This is a genomic window from Streptococcus sp. NLAE-zl-C503 (genome assembly GCF_900104285.1).
Classification (GTDB): Bacteria; Bacillota; Bacilli; order Lactobacillales; family Streptococcaceae; genus Streptococcus.
In genome coordinates this window covers 99427-121220 of the sequence record NZ_FNJT01000001.1, presented here as the reverse complement: position 1 = coordinate 121220, position 21794 = coordinate 99427, and the positions used below count along the sequence as shown (strand labels likewise).

Below are 21794 nucleotides of genomic sequence, written 5' to 3'. Positions count from 1 at the left end.
TTACATGTCTATTGCTTGTCTCAATGTCGCAACGTTTTTAAAAAGATAGGCATCTAAGCCAGCAGCTTCACCTGCTTCTATATCAATATTTCTGTCACCAATGACCAAACCGGATGTAATATGATATTTATCACGTAAATAAATCATGGACTCAGGATCTGGTTTTCGTTTGAAACCAGAACTGGCAGTCACGACTTCTGTGAAATAGTCAGCTATCTGAGTCTTTGCTAGAAGTTCTAGCACTTGGTCATTTCGATGAGAGACTAAGAAATGACGGCCACCCTTGTCAGAGATGTCTTTTAGTAACTCTGGAATCCCCTCAAACAAAACTGGGTACTCTAGCTCACGCGCTTCATTTTCTTTATAGTTCTCTAAAAAATCCTCGATGTCTGGGGCAAACTTCTCGATGGCAAAAGCTGTCGAAACTTTCAAGGCTTCGTAAACACGGTCGTGTTCTTGCTCAATACCATATTGGGCCAAGGTTTCTACAAAGGCTGCTGTAGAAGTCTCATAATTATCCAATAGGGTACCACCTAAATCCCATATATAGTCGTGATATTTCATACCCTTCATTATACCATTTTTTTATGAAAAAAGCGATGATTTCCTAGATTTTTCCAAGTAAAAAACGAGAGTTTAACCCTCGTTTTACTGTTGATTTTCAAAGACATCCCGATAGAGCATACCGACTCGTAAACTTTCTGCATCTCCTCCCAGTTGCTCCACTAATTCATAGGCGAAGGCAAGGGCAGTTGACGGTCCTCGGCTAGTTGTTAGATTACCATCCACAACTACTGTTTCCTTTCGGTAAATTCCATCACTGATGTTCTCCTGAACACCGTCATAACAGGTAAAGCGCTTGTCTTTCAGGACACCTGCTTGATGGAGGGTGATTGGAGCTGCACAGATAGCTGCAATTTTCTTTCCAGCTTGGTCAAAGGCTTTAATCTCAGAAATGAGGGCTGGATTATCCCGTAGGTGAGCTGAGCCTGGCATGCCACCTGGAAGAACTACCAAGTCATAGTCGGACAAATCGCCATCAAAAACACGATCAGCTTTTACCTGAATGCCATGTGATCCTGTCACCTGCTCTTCAAATCCTACCATATCACAGGAAATGTTTGCTCGACGCAAAACATCAACTACTGTCAAGGCTTCGATTTCTTCAAAGCCATTTGCTAAGATAACTGCTACTTTTGCCATAGTGGCCTCCTTATTTGATTTGTTTTAGAACGACTTTTTTTCGTTTGAATGGAATTTTACCACTCTTTTCTTCTGCTAGATTGGTCTGGTAACTCATAGACAAGAGGAGACCGACACCGATGAGGTTACTAATAATTGCGGATCCACCTTGCGAAATGAATGGCAGAGGAATCCCTGTCAAAGGAAGTAAGCCTGTTACGGCACCGATATTTTCAAAGATATGGAAGAGCAACATCATGATAAAGCCAGTTGAAATATAGGTGTAGAACTGGTTATTTGACCTGAGCGTAATCTTCAACATACGATATATAAGAAGCAAATACAAAGCAATGACAAAGACTGAACCAATGAAGCCAAAGTCTTCAGCAATCACTGTGAAAATCATATCACTTTCACGTACTGGAATGAGGAGATTGGACACATTGAAACCTTGCCCAAACAAACCACCACTTCCAATAGCAATTTGCCCCTGCGCCTGTTGATAAGTCGTTGTTTGCGCAAAGTCAAAGGGATTGAGCCAAGCCAAAATACGGTTAATCTGGTATGTTGGCATCCCAATCTGGTGCAAGAAGGCACGTCCATCCTTGCTTATAAAGATTGCCATGAAGCCTACAACTGCAGTCACTCCTGTCGCAAAAACAGGAATGATAATCTTCCACGAAACACCTGAAAGGAGGACCATGCCTGCAAAAATAGCTACGAAGACCAAGGCAGTCCCCAAGTCACTTTGTAGGGCTAGAAGGATCAAGACTGGGATGGTAAAGGCAATCATCCAACCAATCAATAGGAAATCCAAGGGAATAGTTCGTCGCCATTCCTTGTGTTTTTGAGTGAATTGTACAATGACTCGAGCCAATATCAAGATGTAGGAAATCTTCATGAACTCAGATGGTTGAAAGAGCGTGGTTCCCCCGATAGACACCCAGTTCTTGGCACCTGTTGACGCTACAAGATTTGGATTGTAGAAAACAAGAGGGAGGACCATCAAAGCTAGCCCTAGACCATAAAGATAAGGAGTCACCTTCCATAAAAACTCGGTATTGAAGAACATGACGACAAAGCCAATGACAAGCCCTAAAGCAATCCAGGCGATTTGCTGACCTAGAATTGGAAGTACATTATTGGGATAGTCATGGCTAACTGCTATATAAATAGCCACTACTCCAATCACCAGTAAACAAAACACTGGTAGGAGGAGGCTATAATCGACTCGAGAGTCGAAGGAACGTTTCATATTTTTTACCTTTTCTCTTTCTTGGATTTTTCTTTCATTCTATTGCGACGGGATTGGAGAAAATCAGCTACAGCAGGCTCTAGCTGTTCTCTAGAAAGAATCTGAACAGCCCTTTCTTTTGACAAGGTCTGGGCGATTTGTTTGCCGTAACGCTTGCTGACAACACGACGGTCTAAGATTACAGCAACCGAACCTTGGTTGGGCCGTCTAACAGTACGACCAAGGGCTTGTTTTAGCCGAATGATCGCCATTGGTAACTGATAATCATAGAAAGGATTTTTCCCTTCTTGACGCAGTTCTTGGTTTAACTTTTTGGTTAAGGGGTCTTGGGGATTTTGGAAAGGCAATCTCGGAATCACTTGGATTACGCAAGGATGGGTTGAAAAATCAACCCCTTCCCAGAAACTACCTGTTCCAAGCAAGATCTGGCGTTCACCTTTTTCAAAACGTTTTTTCAGTTGACTTGGTTCCCCATTTTTGTACTGAGCCAGATGAGGTTGGTCTAGCAAGTCTGAAACTGCCAGCAACATCTCTTTTGAGGTAAACAAAACCAATAAGGGTTCTTGAAAGGCTTGTAACCTTCGGATAACAGAAGCCACTTCATTAGCATAGTCAAAAGGTGGAACTTCTGTCACAAGAGGAAAGTCATCGACTAGAAAGACTTCTTGTTGCTCCTGTTTTGTTACATCAAGCCTAACAAGTGGAGTATCTGGAAAACCCAATAGATCTGCTAAGGAAACCCGATTGCTGATTTCAAGAGTGGCAGATACTCCTAGGAGCCTACAATCTTCTGGCAATAAGTCTGCTAGTATAAAGCGACCGTTTTTGCTTGAACAAATCAGGACATCCTTACTAGATTTCTCTGCTGGAGCAAGCCAAAATTCACGGTCCGACGTGAAAAAGTTTGCAAGATCTCTATACTCTGGGAGAGCTAGCTCCGAAAAATGCTGGCGCAACTGTTCAAGAGAATCCAACCACTTTCCATTCTTAAGGCCCGACTGATAGTGCTCCATCAAGTAACGACATTCAAAACCAATACTCTCAAGCAAGCGTTTCTGAACCAAATCTTCCTCTATCTCTAAGGACTTATCAAGCTGGGTTACAAGATCCTCAAGTCGATAAGCCTGCTGGGCTAGATTTTCAAGAGCTAGCAGCATTTTTTGAGCTTCATCCAAGATCACCAAACGGTTGTCGACAAACTCTGGATTGTCTTCCAAACGAGTGACCAGATAGGCATGATTTGTCAAGAGAACACGACTGGTCTTGGCCTTTTCCTGCCCTCGTTTCCAAAAATCCTCTGTAGCAAATAAACTTTTCTTTGAAAGCTTGCCATCGTGGACTAGTCCAGGCAGAAAGTGCTGGTAGCGATAAAGCTGCCCGATTTCGTCCAAGTCACCAGTCTCTGTCTCTGTAAGCCAGATGAGCAGTTGCATTTTAAAGCGTGTAAAAAGGCGATTGGACTCCGATCGGTGGAGAACTCGGTGAAAGGCATCCAGTTTTAAATAATTTTGAGGACCCTTGAGACTATGAATCTCCAGATGAAAAACCTCTTTTAAACGCTGTCCTTCTTCTTGCATGATCTGATTTTGGAGAATTTTGGTCGGAACACTCACTAAAATCCCTGCATCACTCTTCAAATTCAAAGCTGGAAGGAGATAGCCGTAAGTCTTACCCAATCCCGTTTGAGCTTGGATAAAGGAAGTCTGGTGTTCTTCCAATAAGTGCTCAACCTTCTCCGCAAATTCCAACTGTTGCGGACGCTCCTCCAGCCCCAATAAAGAAATGTTTTTAGCAAAATCTTTCGATAACCTGCGTGGTACTAATGCTTGACTTTCCTTTCTCAGGAAAAGCCCATGGAGTTCTATCAATTCTGGAGAAGCAAGGAGAGATTGCTGCTGGTAAACCTCCTCAATCACCAAATAACTTTCGTAGAGAAGGTTGTCTGCAAGGTTTAACAAGCTTTCTAAGAGCCCTTTAGGTAGCTCAAAAAGCTTTTGACGCATGTAAAGCAAGAGTTCAGCTGTTGCTTGAGCATCTGACAGGGCAGTGTGGGCCTGTTCTAGTTCAATGCCCAACTCTTGACAAAGGATACCTAGATTGTATTTTTCAAACTGAGGATATAGAACTTGGGCTAGCTCAACAGTATCCACACGCGGTGTGCGCAACTCATATCCTTCAAAAAAGAGAAATTCTGCAAGAAGGTTGGCATCAAACTGTACATTGTGCGCAACAAAAATACCGTCCTTAACCAATTCAAAAATTTTTCCAGCCACCTGAGAAAACTCTGGCGCCGCAGCCAAACGCTGATCGGTCAGACCCGTTAATTCTTTGATATGAGAATCCAAGGGTTCGTGGGGATTGACATCAGTCGCATACTGATCGATGATTTCACCATTCTCAATCACCACAATGCCTACTTGAATAATTTTTGCCTTACTTCCGGTGCTGGTCGCCTCTAAATCAACGACCACATACCGATCATTTCTCGCATTCATCACTAAAAATTATATCAAAAAAAGCATGATTTGACACCCCTCAACTTTGATAACAATCTCGCTTTATTTGTAATTTTTAGTAAAAATCAAAACCTTAAAAGTGAGAATTCCTCGTAAGTTCAGCAGTTGATTGCTGGTTCTGAGGTATTTGAAAATCTTATCAACAAAGCTACATCAACATAAAAAGACAACCAAGGTATTAGTTGCCTTTTTGGGATATTTTTTTTATTGTTTTTGGGAGTAGCTTGCTAATTTCTGTTGGCAAGACAAGATAGTTTTCTTGAGCAAGTTCTTGCGCGATAGCCGAATGAAGGTGAGTCGCTACCACCACTCTCTCATAGAGACTGGCTTGGTGAAACTGACCTGCAAAACCTGCAATCATCCCAGCCAGAGTATCTCCCATGCCACCGGTTGCTTGATAGGGGCCTCCAACCTCCAGTTGATAGTATTCAGGTTTGCCTGCTTGCCATATACGAGTTACTGGGCCTTTCAAGACTAGAATCGTTCCTTGAGGAAAAGCTGAAAGAGCCCTAGAAGTCGTCTCTGTATTTTGATGGTCAAGAGCTATACCAGACAGTCTTTCCCATTCCTTTTGGTGGGGAGTTAGGATGAGCTGACTAGATGGGAATGGAAAATGAGCTTTTGCTAAGATGCCCAAAGCACCGCCATCTGCAATCAAAATCTGGTCACTTCTGAGGTTGTTAAAAACCCATTTTACGAGTTCTTCTCCAAATGCATCCTCTCGCAAACCCGGACCTAGCAAGATAACTTCTGCCTTTTCCAACTGTTCTTTTAACAATTGCTGGTCTTGAAGAGAAAATGCCATAGCTTCAGGTAAATGACTGTGCAGAGCTGGGATATTCTCCTTATCCGTGCCAACAGTCACCAACCCTGCCCCACTTTTGACAGCTGCAATGGCTGACATGATGATAGCTCCTCCATAAGGATAGGTCCCTCCCAGCAAGAGCAGGCGACCGTAATCTCCCTTATGACTGTGACGAGAACGTTCAATAATGATTTTTTCTAGTAAAGTTTGATCAATCACTTTCATCGTTTTTTCCTCAACTATCCTTTATCTGATTGTTTTAAAACAACTTGATAGACTTTCTTAGTCCACTCTTCTAAGTCTTCTCCATCATAGTCAAGATAATGCACTCTATCTTGTATTTTAGTTGGAATAATATTTTCAAATTGGCTCTTATTATGAGTTGGAATAATACAAATATACAACTCACTAAATAAATTCAATATGTCCTTAATTTTTGCAACATGGTAGCCATCAAAAATATAACCAGGAACTTTAATCAAATCTGTATAGATAAAATGAAAACTCACTCCAGGAATAAACTTTTCTTGTAATTCTTTATCTGAAGGAGCTCGACCTAATAAACGCTCCATCGCTAATCGATAACCAGAACTTGTATTTGACCACCCTAACATGACATAGTCAAAATAATCTATCGGATCCGATGCAGCATTTCTACTATCCAAAACCAACTCTTCAGCATCTCGCCCAAAGGCGTTCACAGCAGATAAGAGCTGACCTGTTTTAAAGATAGAAATCGCTGCATCTATAGTCGTAGTATGACTACAGTAGTCCGAAGTCACTAACCTCTTATGTAGATCATAAGTCAAGGCTACTCTTTTATCTGTAGGGGTAAATGGTGGCAGAAAGGGATGCTGACAGATGTAATCTAAAATTTCTTCTTTTAAACAAGAATCAGCACACTCAATACTTGTTTGACATTTATGAAGTTTTTCGTAAGCTATAAATTTAGCAATTTTTTCTAATTCCCACTCTTGAATATTTGGATAATCAATTAGTGCTAAGTAGTATATTCCATCCCATTGTAAACTATATTCCCCATTATAAATTTTTAAAATCATCTAATCACCTCACTCCATTATACAACAAAAAGGTACACACCTTGCAATTTGGATTACTATTTTTCTGTCTAACTTTTGGGGTACAATTCACCTCTCTTGCTTACACCTATATAAAACTGGAGAAGACCATGATTGTCTTCTCCAGTTTTTAGATGCCATCAACTTACAATAGTTGAAAAAGAAACCAATTTTTAATCATCGACTAATATCTACAAATAGGATGTCATTAGACGCTGAGACTAATCTTCTTTGAGTTTTGCAGTTAATAAAGCTGCTGACAAGGCCAAGGTAACACCTGCCAAGAAAACAGCTGTTTCTGACTGTTTTTCACCAGTTTCTGGCAATCTCTTGTCTTCCTTGGCAACTTGAACTGGTGTTTCTGGAGTCTGAGCTTTTTCTAACGAACTTAGTTTAAACTCTGGTTTTTCTACTGTCGGTGCTGGTTGATTACCTACTGTAGCTAGAATACCACGGTACTCTGGAAGTTTATGTTCTAGAGCCATTACAGCATTAACGCCACCCTTAAATTCAGGTTTCTCAACACTTGGTACTGCTTGATCTCCTACTGTGGCTAGAATTCCTGTGTATTCTGGAACTTCATTTACTGCTGCTTCTACAAAGTTAGCACCGCCTTTGAATTCTGGAACATCGTTCACTGCTGCTTCTACAAAGTTAGCACCGCCTTTGAATTCTGGAACATCGTTCACTGTTGCTTCTACAAAGTTAGCACCTCCTTTGAATTCTGGAACTTCATTGACTGGAGCAGGCTCCTCGCCTTTACTACTTGAAATAGATGCTTTCACTCCTACTTCAACAATGCGATCCTGAGCCTTTCTTTCTTCAGAATGAACAAGACTTCTAGTAGTACCCAAAACTTGAATATAGTCAACTTTTTCTCCATCTTGTCCTTCAGAAACGATACGACGTTGACCTTGAGCAAGTTCAGGGTTTTCACGAATAACTTCTTTAAACGGAAGCGGAGTCTTTTCAATTTCCAAACTTGGAGTTTCTACTACTAAGTTCTTAACGCCTTCTGTTGGTGTTGTTTGGAAGGTAGACTTAAAGTGTAAACGATATTCTTTCACCAGATTTCCATCTTTGGAAACAAGACGAACCAGTGTTGGAAGATTGGCATTTCCAGAATCCACAACTGTAACTACTCCATGTCCACTAGTTGTTGCAGTGACTTTTGGTTTTGAACCCATTGTTGTTAGAGTGTAATCTGTCACATTTGGATCAAAGTTTTCCAATGCTTTTCCGTCGATCGAAATAGTCGCTGATGGTGTTTCCACTTCTGCTCCCTTGCCTGCAGAGTAGGCTGTAAATTCTACAAGTGCAAGACCATTGGTAGTAGCCTTACGAGTCATGCGAGCACGAATTGCTGTCGTTTGAACCGGATCAAAATTAAACTCGATTGGTTTACCAGCTACTAATTCTCCAGAAGCTTTGTAAGGAATAGGTGCCCAATTTTCTGCCTTGTTGAATGGATGGTCAGCATTTTCTTCATAACGAGAAATCGTACTTGGTTCTGTAAAGGCAGGGCCAATATATCTTTCTAGAACCATTTTCTCTGGGGCATCTGTTCCACTATCTTTAAAGAACTGAATAGCTACTTTTCCAATAGATTGGGTGGCAATTTTACCGTCCTTCTTAAAGAGTAGTCCGACAGAAGTTTCTTCATTTTTCGGAGTACGAGACCAGTTTGTCCAACGTCCATCTTCATTGTATTTTCCATCATTGATATAGAAAATTCGATCATGTGAAGCTGCTTGTGTATCGTTCGTTGTCGAAGCAAAGGCTTTAGAATCCGTTTCATTGTTGCTTGGATTTTCTGAAATGACTTGATTTCCTTTAGAAACAACTGTCACCTGCATTTTAGTCGTTAGATTTGTACCAATGACATGACCGGTAATTTCAAATGTTCCCTCATGCTCTGTTGCATGTTCAGGAATAGCATCCCATTTCACTGCCAGTTTATCTGTAGTCCAAGTAGTTGAAGTTGGGTAATAAACAGTGACTTCTGAAGGAAGTTGAAGAGCATCTCCAACATTCAAGATTTTAGCACTATTTTCTGCAGCAAGAGGTTGACTAGTTTCTCTCTCATCATTGCGGAAGATTCTATATTCTTTCAATACCGTACCATCTTCTGCTTTTAAGATGAGACGTGTTGCACCTTTTGGACTGGTTGCAGGAACAACTGTTACCAAACCATTATTGCTAGCTGTTGCAGTGATTTCTTTGCTAGATTGAGGAATATAGTAATCGGTCTTAGATGGATTAAAGTGTTCAAGATCCTTGCCATCTACCTTGATAGAAATCTCTGAACTTGTAGAGCTTACTACCTTGTTTCCAAGGACAGTTAGCTCTGTCAGACCAACACCTGAAGTTCCATCAGCCTTCTTCATACGAATACGAACAGCATAGGTTTCTACCTTGTCAAATGTGAAGTGATTTGTTTGAGTTGCAGATAGCTGACTTGGAGCATGTAAGTTTTCAACTGCTTTCCAATTGTCTGGATTATTAAATGGATGATTGCTAGCTCGTTGCGCATGACTGACATCACTTGGTAAATCAGGAATTTCTTTACCTACATAATATTCAACTACATATTCTTTTGGAAGACCAATTGCTCCATCAGTATAGAAATCAACCGACAAATTGTTGACAAAACGTTTCGTCAAGTCTCCTGAATTACCAAATAAGATAGAAGCCCAGTCATTATCAGTATTTGTTCTCCAAGTTGTCCATCTATTTTTAGCATCTGATGGCGTTCTTGATACAGTCAAGTCGTTCAAGGTATTGGCTGAATCATCTCCACCTGTATTGGATACAATGGCAGCTGGTAATTGTGAACCTGTCCATTGTTTAGAGATATTATTTCCAGCAACCACTTGACTAGACACTCGAACATGAGCTTTAGTTGTCAGATTGCTACCTACTAAACGACCATTGATTTCATAGACCCCTTCAGTTTGACTAAAGTTAGCTGGAACCTGATCCCAAACAACATCTTTGTAGATAGTTGTTCCGTTAGAATGGTAAGCCCGGACATTGGCTGGCAATTGAACCGTCTCACCCTTAGGTACTGTGAGGCTGATTTCCTCTGCAACTTGCAATCCTTCAACCGTTACAGTCGCTTGTGCTTCGATATCTGTACCTTCCACATGTCCTTTAAGCGTAAAGCTATGATAGTGCCCCAACTCTTTTTCATCTACCTTATCCCAAGTTACAGATACTTTGCGTGGTAAGCCCTTATCAAATTCTGCTCCAACTTCTTTAGGTAGATTCGGTTGCTGATTGATGTCTGTAGAAACAGATACAGGATGCAGTTTCACAATCTTCTTGTTAACTTTATTTTCTTTAATCACTACTTCAGTAGTTACAGATTCTGTTTTCTCTGTTTGATTATCGATTCGAGGTGTCAAAGTCACTCTTCCCTTAGTATAGAGCAATAGATTCTGACCATTCACCTCAAGATGTCCCCCATCAGATGATTTAGCTTCTAAGTGAATATCTGAAGCCGAAAATTCTGTTTGTGAACCATCCTCATAACGACCAATGACGTGATAAGTTAATACTTGATCTTCAGTGGCAGTTTCTTTTCCTTCTACAACCACTTCCAAACGTTTCAAAGCAGGAGCTTCCTTCACAAACTGAATTAAGTAAGTTTGAACCAAGTCACCCTTTTGGTCACTCAAGAAGAGAGAAGCCTGATAACCATTATCAGCAGAAGCTTGCTGAACAGTTACTTGATATCCGGTAGTCTGAGCTCCAACACTTGGAATTGTTCCAGTGTAAGGAAGAGATACACGGTAATAGGTCTTGCCAGACTCAAAATTCTCAAGAGCTTTATCCCCAACAGTAAGTCCTGTAATGCTACTTGTTGTTTCCTTACTACTTGCGATAAAGGTTGCAGTCACTTCACGGTCGTCATCTACCAATTTACCAGTAGCCTCCGTACGTCCACCTTCCTTGTTCAAAGCAGCAGGGTCTTTCAAGGTCCAAGAAACAACATCAGTATCAATCAAGCTACCATCTGTCAGAACAGCAGTGACCGTTTTATCCAAATCAGCCGCATTCGTTCCAACTGGGACTGTAACAACTTTTGGTAACCATCTATCTAAAGCAATCACTTTAACAAGTGCCTCAGCTGGGGTTTCCAAACCTTCCACTCGTCCAGAGACTTTCTTTTCACCTGCACTTGTAAGCAAGTCTGATGGCACGTCCCATGTTACAGTCTTTTCCTCAACACTACCATCGCTATAAATAGCTGTTACTGTTTGAGGTAATTCAGGATTTGTTGTCACGTCAGTTGTTGCTTTTACAGGAGCAAAGGCTACAAAGTGACGGTTTTCTTTCTTACCAGACACAGTTGCGACTGTTGCGCTATCAGAAGTTAAACCAGCAGAATCTGCATAAAGAGTAAATTTACCTTCTTTTTCTGTTGATTTTACAATGACAACCCCTTTACCATTGAAAGCACGTCTTTGCCATGTTCCATCTGCTTGAGCTTTGTAGCGTTCACGACTAGCTTGTTCTCCATTATCCACACCAACGATTTGTCCCTGACCATGAAGATTGAAATGAACAAGATTGTTAGCTGTTGGAACCACATTCCCATCACCATCAACAATTTCGTAATGGATGTAGGATAGGTCTTTTCCATCTGCAGTGATAACATGCTCTTCTTTAGTCAGACGAACTCTTGCTGGCTCCCCAGCAGTTGTCACACTATCACGCGCAATTTCATTCCCATTTTCATCTCGAGCAATCGCAGTCAGTGTACCTGGTTGGTATTTCACAAGCCACTCAAGATACAATTCACTTGGTTTAGCCCCCTCATGATATGGACGTCCATCTTCTGTCGTTTTCTTAGTAAATTCCTTTTTACCAAGTGACCCTCCATTTAAGAACAATTCGACGCTTGCAGCATTTGAGAAGGTACGAACCGGAACCTTTCCATCAACCAGCATCTTGCGTTCCTTAAGGGTCTCTTCAGTCCAGTTCCAATGTGGTAAAATGCGAACAGTTGGCTTTTCTTTAGCACTATACCATTCACTACGGTAAAGGTAGAAATCATTCTTTGGTAAACCAGCCGTATCGATGATACCAAAGTAAGAACTTTTTACAGGTGTATTATCTTGGTTATGCCATGGAGTTGGTTCACCGATATAGTCAATTCCTGTCCAGATAAATTGTCCAGCATAGCCAGCACGATCACGGTCAAAAGTCCATGATTCAGTAGCTGTTCTTCCCCATCCAACACGGTCATTACCATAGTCAGATTGTTCATAGTGACGATTTGGACGATTGTCATGTCCAAGGATTTGAGCAGGGTTATAATAAGAATCACGCGTTCTAGTAGCTGAAGAGGTTTCAGAACCATAAATGAGCCAGTCTGGATGAGCACTACGAACCGCATCATAAAAACGTTCACCATAGTTCATACCGACAGCATCCATGATTTCTGCGAGTTTCAAGAAATCACCTGTCGCTGCACGACTAAATTTATTTTCACCCATGGTGACATAACGTTCAGTATCAATCGCCTTGATAATAGCCTTCAGACGTTTAGCTGTCTCGATAGAACGAGGACTACCATTTGCCTCTTCCACCTCATTTCCAAGAGACCACATTACGATAGACGGATTGTTCTTATCACGTTCTACCATTGTTCTAAGATCAAAATCAGACCACTTCTCACCCTTCTTAGCTTCAGGATGAGTTGCATCTTGATCAAAGAACCGTCCATAGTCGTAAGTCTTCTTGCCACCATACCAAGTATCAAAAGCTTCCTCTTGAACCAAGAGACCTAAACTAGCTGCAGCATCAAGCAACTGAGGACTCGCTGGATTGTGGGTTGTTCGAATAGAGTTAACTCCCATATCTTTCAAGAGTTTTAATTTACGATAGGTAGCCTTATAATTCTCTTCTGCCCCCAAAGCTCCATTGTCATGGTGAATACTTACCCCGTGGAATTTCATACGTTCACCATTCAGAGAGAAACCTTCCTTCGCAGTCCAATTGAAATAACGGTAACCAAATGTATCTTCTGTTACATCAACTAGTTGACCTTCTTTATAAACCTTTGTTTTCAGCACATACAGTTGTGGATGATAACTTTTTGTCGTCCAAAGAGTTGGTTTATTAACTAGGATTGTTTGTCTGAAATCTGCAGTTTCATTTTCTGCTAAATTCTTCGTTTCAGAGCGGACTAATTCTGAAACAACCTTACCTTCCTTAGTAAAAATTTGTTGTTCCACAAAGACTTTAGCAGCCTTCTTATCCGTATTTTTAATCTTACTTTGAACCTGTGTTTCAACATTCCCTTCTTTTTGCTCAGCAAGTTTTGGAGTAGTGATATGATTACCATTTTCGGCAACATGGACTTTATCACGATAACTAAGGGTTACATCACGATAAATCCCACTTCCTGAATACCAACGACTACTTGGTTGCTTATTGGTCACTTGAACAGTAATTGAATTTTCACTACCATCCTTGTTTAAAAATTCTGTGATATCATATGAAAAATGATTATAGCCACTTGGATAATGTCCGACAAATTTACCATTTACATAGACCTTTGAATCCATGTAAACCCCATCAAAATTGATACGAACATCCTTATTCTTGTCTGCTTCGTCTAATATGAAAGTCTTACGATACCAAGCTGTTCCACCATTTAACTGCCCACCTTCATTACGAGCGGGAGACTTGTGATCAAAGTCAAAATAAATACTCCAATCATGAGGAAGATTCAATTTAGACCAATCATGAACATCCACATCTTTTTTTGAAAAATCTCCTTGGGCATTTAGTTTAAAATACCAATCTTTATTAAAATCTTGTTTTCGTTCCGATAATAGCTGTTTTTCCTTTTCAACTTCGGCTTTGTTTGACTCTCTAGACAGCACTTGCGATTTTTCAGAAGAAGGTTTAATCTCTGTGTCTGCTTTCACTTGGTCCTTTTCAGAAGTTTTTTTAGAATCCTCTTTCACTTCTGTTCCAGCTGTTACTGCAGATTCAACAGGCTTTGGATTTGCCTCTTCAGATTTCTGTTTGTTATCAGCCTTGTTTCCTTCTTCTACTTTATTTGGAGTTTCCCCTTTAGGACTAACCAATTCACGACTACTCTCGTTAGTAGGTGTAGTAGGTTCTGTATCCTTAGTCACTTTGTCTTCTGCCGATTCAGCTTTTGGTTTTACAAACTCACGCCCACCATTCTCATCAGCCTTTGCAATAGCAGCTACCACATCATCGGGAAGCTTATCTAAAGGTTGAGCTTGATGAACAGTTGTTTCTTCTGTTTTAGCATTGGATGAATCCACCTCCTCAGCTTGTACAGCAGAAATACCAAATATACTAGCCCCAATCATCACAGATGCCGCACCTATTGCAAATTTACGAATGCTATAATGACAACGTTTATCAAAAAGTCTTTTGTTCATTAAAATCCTCATTTCTTTTTCTTGATACAAAGTAAGCGTTTACTTTATTTTTAAAAATAACCTCCTTCTGAATACACAAACAAGTACCAAGTTTTATAATATATTTTATATATTGAATATATCAAAACACACCTTATATTGCAATTATTTTCCATCAATTTGACCTAATAAAATATTATACAAGAAAAGTTCATTTAAAAGGAATAGTTGCAATGAAAATAGCTTTCGGTTCTAGACTCTTTCTACTACAAATTGAATTCCATTAATATCTTTTTCAAACTTCAAATTTATAGTTTATAGACTGCATTACTCTACATAAAAAGAAGGCGAACCTCCTTCTACACTATTTTCCCTTAAATTCCGCAAAGGTCTGTAAGATTTTAGCTGCCACTGCTGGAGAAGGTTCTCCTTTTAGCTCAAACGTTTCATCCGCATATGGAGTAAGGCCAGCAAAATCTCCTATCTGAACTGAATAGAGAGACGTCTTAAACAGTTCAATATCGTTTTGGTCATTTCCAAAAGCAATGAAATTCTCCCCACATAACTTTTCAACAGTTGTCGCCTTATGAGTATCCAAGGGATTAACATAAAGGCACTTTTCATGCGCATGATAAGACAGATGAGCCAGCTCCAGTCTTTCTAACTGACCAAGCAGGTCATCAAGCAAATCCTCATGGTCACCCATGTAAACGACTACCTTAATCGGAGTCCCCAAGTCCTCGAGTTTCTGATGACGAGCCACCTTTAGGGGGTCAACACTAGAAATAAATGGAATCTTCTCCACAATCTGACCACTATAATCAAAGCAATCATCTGCAAAGAAAGGGAGATTATAAGTCTGGCAATAATCCACTAGCGCCTGATAAACTCTAGCATCGAGATTTCTTTCATAGATGGCTTTCCCCAGATAGTAGGCTACACCACCATTCAACCCTATGACCAAGCGCTGACTAAGTTCAGTACCTAATAAGCCCAAGCAATCTCGATAAGATCGAGCTGAGGCAAATATAACCTCATGCCCATAATCGCTAGCCTTTAAAAGAACCTGCTTAATCTCCTCATCTATGGTCATATAATCAAAAGACAGCGTCCCATCCAGATCAAATACGAATTTCATTTTCCTAATCCTTGTTCAGTGTACGAAGCGCTGCTTCATAGGTTTGCTCCATTAGCATGGTAATGGTCATAGGGCCAACTCCACCAGGTACTGGCGTGATGTGACTTGCAAGTGGTGCAACGGCATCATAGCCAACATCTCCACAAAGCTTGCCATTTTCATCTCGGTTCATCCCCACATCAATGACAACTGCACCTGGTTTGACAAAGTCAGCAGTCACAAACTTGGCGCGACCGATAGCAACGACAAGAATATCCGCTTGCGATGCTACTTGAGCTAGATCTTTTGTACGGGAATGAGTTAGAGTAACAGTAGCATTCTTGTCTAAAAGAAGCTGAGCCATTGGCTTTCCAACAATATTTGAGCGACCGATAACAACCGCATTTTTACCTTCCAACTCAATCCCATATTCATGGAACATCTCCATAATTCCTGCAGATGTCGAAGGAATCATAACTGGATGACCAGACCATAGGCGACCCATGTTTAGCGGGTGGAAACCATCCACATCCTTTTCGGGGTCAATGGCTAATAAAACCACCTCTTCATCGATATGTTTGGGTAAAGGTAACTGAACCAAAATCCCATGCCAAGCTGAATCTTGATTGTAGTTAGCAATCAAGTCCAACAATTCCGCTTGGGTAATGGTATCTGGAACTCGCACAACTTCACTACGGAAGCCAGCAGCAAGAGCTGACCGTTCCTTGTTGCGAACGTAAACTTGACTGGCAGGATTGTCCCCCACCAAAATCACCACCAAGCCTGGAACTAGACCTGTTTCTTCTTTTAGTTTGGCAGTCTTTTCAGCCAACTGTCCTTGTAACTTAGCTGCAAGAGCCTTCCCATCAATAATCTGTGCCATATTTCTTCTCTTTTCTATCAAATATCTTCTATTATATCAAAAAATACCTTGGCATTCTAACACTTCTTGACTAATAGACCTTATAGTTTGAAACTATAAGAAAAAGCTCTTATCAAGCTTTTAGTGCCTATTTATCTTAGGCAAGTCTATCATGCTTTCTTTTTGACCTTGGGAACAGGCAAAACTTCGTACATCTCCTTGATTAGTCTCGCTAGAAATAACTTGTCTTCAAGGTCTTCTAGTAAAATCATCTCCTTGGCTCCTTCATAAGGACGTTCAAGTCTTGTCTGGCCCAGTTGATCTATGATCACCTTCACAGGCTTCAATAACAAACGATTATCATAGATTCCCCCAATAATCTTCCCACGATAATAAAGGATATACTCTCCCATCATTTGACGATAACTCATCTCCTCTAGCTCCGAAAACTGATCGAGAATAAAGTCTAAATATTCCTTACTTGAAGCCATGATTTCTACTCCACTTCTTCTAAAAATGAGGTCTTACAAAACCTTACTCAAAAAATCCTTGGTCCGTTGTTCTTGGGTTTGGTCAAAAATCTCCTCTGGCCTTCCATCTTCGACAACAACTCCATCCGCCATAAAGATGACACGGTCTGCTACCTCGCGGGCAAAGCCCATTTCATGAGTCACAATCACCATAGTCATCCCTGATTTAGCAAGGTCTTGCATCACAGCTAGAACTTCCCCAACCATCTCAGGGTCCAGGGCTGAAGTTGGTTCATCAAAAAGCAAAACATCTGGTTCCATAGCCAAACCACGTGCAATGGCAATCCGTTGTTGCTGGCCACCTGACAAACTCTGTGGATAGACCGTCGCCTTATATGGTAGGCCAACTTTTTCTAGCAGTTCTTGCGCTCTTTTCTCCGCTACTTCCTTGCTTTCCCCTTTGGTTTTGATTGGAGACAGGGTGATGTTTTCCATCACCGTCATATTTGGAAAGAGGTTGAATTGTTGGAATACCATGCCCATCTTTTCACGCATCGCAAAAAGGTCATTCTTCTTATCCGTAATATCGACACCTTCAAAGATAACCTTTCCCTTACTTGCTTCTTCGAGCAGATTCATCGAGCGAAGGAGGGTTGACTTCCCGCTCCCTGACGGACCGATAATTACCACAACTTCCCCTCTTTTGATCTCAAGGTCAATCCCTTTCAAGACTTCATTCTTCCCAAAAGACTTATGCAGTTCTTCAATTTTAATCAAGGTTTCTGTCATTATTTTTTGTCTCCTTGTCCAATATGTTTTTCAAATGCCTTCAAAGCCACTGTCAAAACAGAAGTCATAATCAAGTAATAAAAGGCTGCAAATAAGAGAGGCGTTAAAGGTAGATAGGTCGTCGTTGCTACCGTTGTAGCTCCATTCCAAAGTTCCATGACACCGATTGCTGACAAAAGCGAACTATCCTTGATAATGGTGATAAATTCATTTCCCAGCGCTGGTAAAATATTCTTGATTGCCTGTGGCAAAATAACATAACGCATAGCATTTTTGGGACGAATACCCAAGGAATAAGCCGCCTCTAACTGCCCTTTAGGAACCGCATTGATCCCTGCACGAACGGTTTCAGACACATAGGCACCACTGTTCATAGAAATAATCAGAATACCAGGAATCAAACGAGAAAGGTCCACACCTAAAATTCCCACTTGGATAGTCGGAGCGTTGATATGCATAAGGGCAAAGGCAATCATAATTTGCACCATCATCGGAGTTCCACGGAAAATCCATACATAGACATTCGCAAACCAAACAAGCGGTTTAAAGCGTGATCGCTGAGCAAAGGCCAATAAGACACCTAGAATGGTACCGAAAAAGACTACCAGAATTGAAATCACTACAGTGATAAGAGCACCATAATTAAAATAAGGTAAATACTTTGGTAAAAAGGAAAAATTCATATAAACTCAGCTTTCTAAATATCAGATTGTATGATTATAACATGTATTGAATTAAAATTCAATCTTTTCCCACTGATTTTCACCAATAATTTTATGCAAAAGAGAAATAGCGAGAAATCTTAGTTTTTTCTAGTCAAGTCCCCGTGGTTTATGGTAAAATAGTAACGATAAGAAATGGAGGAGAATCATAATGGAATCACATTTGGTTAGAATCATCAACCGCCTAGAAGCTATGACAAAAGATGGCGGAAATCTAAAACGTAATTTTGAACGTGAAGGAGTTGTTGTTGCAGAAGTTGCTTACAGCTATGACGAAGAAAACGGATCACTCTTCACCCTTCGCGATGTTGAAGCACGTGAAACCTATACCTTTGATAGTATTGACTTGATTGCAATGGAGATCTACGAACTCCTTTACTAATAAAAAATCAGCAGGGAAAACCTGACTGATGAACGAGAATCCTTTTTGTCCCTGCAAATGGGATTTTTTCTTGCCCTCAATGTCGCTTAATTCTCCTTGAATTCTTCTTTTAAAAACGACTACTTCCCAATCTTTTTACTTGCTTTACACCTTAATCATGCTATAATGAGAGTATAAAACTTTGACTATTTTTGACCTTTTTTCTTAGGCCAAAAATAAGAATGAAATGAGGTAGATGTATGCTCTGTCAAAACTGTAAAATTAACGACTCAACAATTCATCTGTATACCAATATCAATGGACAACAAAAGCAAATTGATCTCTGTCAAAATTGCTATAAAATTATCAAAACGGATCCAAACAATACCCTCTTTAAAGGAATGACTGACCTAAACAATCGAGACTTTGATCCTTTTGGAGACTTTTTCAATGATTTGAATAATTTCAGGGCTTCTTCTAATAACGTTCCCCCAACTCAATCAGGTGGAGGATATGGGGGTGATGGGGGATACGGACCTCAAAACCGTGGTCCACTTCAAACACCTCCTAGCCAAGAAAGAGGACTCCTAGAGGAATATGGTATCAACGTAACTGAGATTGCCCGTCGTGGGGATATTGACCCTGTTATCGGTCGAGATGAGGAGATTATCCGTGTTATCGAAATCCTCAACCGTCGAACAAAAAACAATCCTGTCCTCATCGGAGAACCAGGTGTTGGTAAAACAGCAGTTGTTGAAGGTCTGGCTCAAAAAATTGTCGATGGTGATGTTCCCCATAAACTCCAAGGCAAGCAAGTTATCCGTTTGGATGTGGTCAGTCTAGTTCAAGGAACGGGTATCCGAGGCCAATTTGAAGAGCGTATGCAAAAGCTCATGGAAGAGATACGCAAACGCGAGGACATCATTCTCTTTATCGATGAAATCCATGAAATTGTCGGTGCAGGATCTGCGGGCGATGGCAATATGGATGCAGGAAATATCCTCAAACCTGCCCTTGCTCGTGGTGAGTTGCAATTGGTTGGCGCTACTACTCTTAATGAATACCGCATCATTGAAAAAGATGCTGCTTTGGAGCGTCGGATGCAGCCTGTCAAGGTAGATGAACCAACTGTCGGAGAAACCATTACCATCCTCAAAGGGGTTCAAAAGAAATACGAAGACTACCATCACGTCAAGTATACTGATGCTGCTATCGAGGCAGCTGCTAATCTGTCCAATCGTTACATTCAAGACCGCTTCTTACCTGACAAGGCTATTGACCTGTTAGATGAAGCTGGTTCTAAGATGAATCTGACTCTGAACTTTGTTGATCCTAAAGTGATTGATCAGCGTTTAATTGAAGCTGAGAATCTCAAGACTCAAGCTACACGAGAGGAAGACTTTGAAAAAGCTGCCTACTTCCGTGATCAGATTTCCAAGTACAAGGAAATGCAGAAAAACAAGGTGACCGATCAGGATACTCCTATCATTAGCGAGAAAACCATTGAACATATCATTGAGCAGAAAACTAATATCCCTGTTGGGGAACTAAAAGAAAAAGAACAATCTCAACTCATCCATCTGGCAGACGACCTCAAGGCCCATGTTATCGGACAAGACGAGGCTGTTGATAAGATTGCCAAAGCCATCCGTCGTAATCGTGTTGGACTTGGTACTCCCAACCGCCCAATCGGAAGTTTCCTCTTTGTCGGACCAACTGGTGTCGGTAAGACAGAACTTTCCAAACAACTAGCCATTGAACTCTTTGGCTCTGCTGACAGCATGATTCGTTTTGATATGAGTGAATACATGGAAAAACACAGTGTGGCTAAATTAGTCGGTGCCCCTCCAGGTTATGTCGGCTACGATGAAGCTGGTCAATTAACAGAAAAAGTTCGTCGCAATCCCTACTCTCTCATCCTTCTCGATGAAGTTGAAAAAGCCCACCCAGATGTCATGCACATGTTCCTCCAAGTCTTGGACGATGGTCGTTTGACTGATGGGCAAGGACGTACAGTTAGCTTTAAGGATGCTATCATTATCATGACCTCAAATGCGGGTACTGGTAAGGCCGAAGCCAGTGTTGGTTTTGGGGCAGCTCGTGAAGGTCGAACCAACTCTGTTCTCGGTGAACTCGGCAATTTCTTTAGCCCAGAATTTATGAACCGTTTTGACGGCATCATCGAGTTCAAAGCTCTCAGCAAGGACAACCTCCTCCAAATCGTCGAACTCATGCTAGCAGATGTTAACAAACGTCTTTCTAGCAACGACATCCACCTCGAAGTGACAGACAAGGTCAAGGAAAAGTTGGTTGACTTGGGATATGATCCAAAAATGGGGGCACGGCCACTCCGTCGTACCATTCAAGACCATATCGAGGACGCCATCACTGACTACTACCTTGAAAATCCAAGTGAAAAAGACCTCAAGGCAGTTATGACAAGCAATGGTAAGATTCAAATCAAATCTGCCAAAAAAACTGAAAAAATAGAAGAGATTGCTTCTGAAAAAGAAGAATAAATCTCATAAAAAGAACAGGGAACAAGATTTCCTGTTCTCTTTTTTAATTCTCTTCTTGAACTTGATAGCGAAGAATTGTTTTCAATTTGCTTGGCTCCGTTCGATGAAGGTTATTGAGATAGATTTCTCGATGGATTTCCGAAGTTCTTTTGAGTTTATGAAGTTGACAAAAATGCTCCATCTCTGTAAAAGTCTCATTTTCAGTATCAAAAGGTCCTACATGAAGCATAGCAAGGCTTTGGCCTTCTTCTATTTTTTCAAAACGAATAGCCTCATAGAGAGGATTTGGTTTCTTGATTTTGACCTCATTCAGAGCTTCCTCAAATAGTTCTCTCGTAATAAAATCGGGTTGCCTAATCATAATACTATAAGAAAGCTCACTTTTTACCAGTTCTCCCTCCTTCTCCTTTTTCCATACACCTTCTAAAGGAAAGACAGTGAAATCAGTGTAAACCTCATTCATAGGAGCTTTTTTATACTTCATCTTTATCTCATAAGCTAAGGCATATAAAGCCCCTACGCGTTCTGAAAAATCTTCTTGATTTGGATCACCTTTACCATCAATCACGATATAGGATTGACCTGGTACCTGCAAGATACTGGGCCTAGCTTTCACTTGATAAAGATCTTTCGCTTCTTTTCTCCATTCGTATTTCATTTGGTTCTTCTCCTTTCTATCTCTAGTATAGCACCAAAACCCTGACA

15 protein-coding genes are annotated in these 21794 nt (G+C 40.7%); 2 read left to right on the top strand and 13 right to left on the bottom strand.

The window, feature by feature from the left end; genetic code table 11:
- The 12 genes from BLS46_RS00555 to BLS46_RS00500 form a co-directional block, all read right to left on the bottom strand.
- Nucleotides 1–564 (bottom strand): HAD-IA family hydrolase, encoded by a 564-nt coding sequence (locus BLS46_RS00555; protein ID WP_306806745.1) that lies wholly within the window; start codon nucleotides 562–564, stop codon nucleotides 1–3.
- An 84-nt stretch (nucleotides 565–648) separates the two neighbouring features.
- Nucleotides 649–1203, bottom strand: a complete 555-nt coding sequence (locus tag BLS46_RS00550) for a DJ-1 family glyoxalase III (protein ID WP_093584664.1) — start codon at nucleotides 1201–1203, stop codon at nucleotides 649–651.
- 10 nt (nucleotides 1204–1213) lie between these two features.
- The gene (locus BLS46_RS00545; RefSeq protein WP_093584661.1) at nucleotides 1214–2437 is read right to left on the bottom strand and encodes an FtsW/RodA/SpoVE family cell cycle protein; all 1224 of its coding nucleotides are present in this window, start codon (nucleotides 2435–2437) and stop codon (nucleotides 1214–1216) included.
- Nucleotides 2438–2442: 5 nt separating this feature from the next.
- Nucleotides 2443–4932: a bifunctional DnaQ family exonuclease/ATP-dependent helicase gene (locus tag BLS46_RS00540; protein WP_093585814.1), complete on the bottom strand. Its 2490-nt coding sequence runs from the start codon at nucleotides 4930–4932 to the stop codon at nucleotides 2443–2445.
- 199 nt (nucleotides 4933–5131) lie between these two features.
- Nucleotides 5132–5983, bottom strand: coding sequence for an NAD(P)H-hydrate dehydratase (locus tag BLS46_RS00535; protein ID WP_093584658.1), 852 nt, complete (start codon nucleotides 5981–5983; stop codon nucleotides 5132–5134).
- Between the two features lie 14 nt (nucleotides 5984–5997).
- Nucleotides 5998–6819: a phosphate ABC transporter ATPase gene (locus tag BLS46_RS00530; RefSeq protein ID WP_093584655.1), complete on the bottom strand. Its 822-nt coding sequence runs from the start codon at nucleotides 6817–6819 to the stop codon at nucleotides 5998–6000.
- Nucleotides 6820–7058: 239 nt separating this feature from the next.
- Entirely contained in the window at nucleotides 7059–14270 is a 7212-nt protein-coding gene (locus BLS46_RS00525; RefSeq protein WP_093584652.1) for an SIALI-17 repeat-containing surface protein, read from the bottom strand.
- Between the two features lie 343 nt (nucleotides 14271–14613).
- Nucleotides 14614–15387 carry an HAD hydrolase family protein gene (locus BLS46_RS00520; RefSeq protein WP_093584650.1) on the bottom strand — a complete coding sequence of 258 codons (774 nt, stop codon included), beginning with the start codon at nucleotides 15385–15387 and terminating at the stop codon, nucleotides 14614–14616.
- A gap of 4 nt (nucleotides 15388–15391) precedes the next feature.
- Nucleotides 15392–16249, bottom strand: a complete 858-nt coding sequence (locus BLS46_RS00515) for a bifunctional methylenetetrahydrofolate dehydrogenase/methenyltetrahydrofolate cyclohydrolase (RefSeq protein WP_180364025.1) — start codon at nucleotides 16247–16249, stop codon at nucleotides 15392–15394.
- Nucleotides 16250–16398: 149 nt separating this feature from the next.
- Nucleotides 16399–16719, bottom strand: coding sequence for a TfoX/Sxy family protein (locus tag BLS46_RS00510; protein ID WP_093584644.1), 321 nt, complete (start codon nucleotides 16717–16719; stop codon nucleotides 16399–16401).
- A gap of 33 nt (nucleotides 16720–16752) precedes the next feature.
- Entirely contained in the window at nucleotides 16753–17487 is a 735-nt protein-coding gene (locus tag BLS46_RS00505; RefSeq protein ID WP_093584641.1) for an amino acid ABC transporter ATP-binding protein, read from the bottom strand.
- Entirely contained in the window at nucleotides 17487–18170 is a 684-nt protein-coding gene (locus BLS46_RS00500; protein ID WP_093584638.1) for an amino acid ABC transporter permease, read from the bottom strand. The genes BLS46_RS00505 and BLS46_RS00500 overlap by 1 nt, the downstream gene beginning before the upstream one ends.
- 190 nt (nucleotides 18171–18360) lie before the next feature.
- On the opposite strand from BLS46_RS00500, the gene BLS46_RS00495 reads away from it, so the two are divergent.
- Nucleotides 18361–18591, top strand: coding sequence for a DUF1797 family protein (locus BLS46_RS00495; protein ID WP_000443579.1), 231 nt, complete (start codon nucleotides 18361–18363; stop codon nucleotides 18589–18591).
- Between the two features lie 239 nt (nucleotides 18592–18830).
- Complete coding sequence (locus tag BLS46_RS00490) at nucleotides 18831–21089, top strand: ATP-dependent Clp protease ATP-binding subunit (protein ID WP_093584635.1); 2259 nt, start codon at nucleotides 18831–18833, stop codon at nucleotides 21087–21089.
- 43 nt (nucleotides 21090–21132) lie between these two features.
- Here the strand turns inward: BLS46_RS00490 and BLS46_RS00485 are convergent, their stop codons facing one another.
- Nucleotides 21133–21747 (bottom strand): GyrI-like domain-containing protein, encoded by a 615-nt coding sequence (locus BLS46_RS00485; protein WP_093584632.1) that lies wholly within the window; start codon nucleotides 21745–21747, stop codon nucleotides 21133–21135.
- Nucleotides 21748–21794 lie beyond the last annotated feature (47 nt).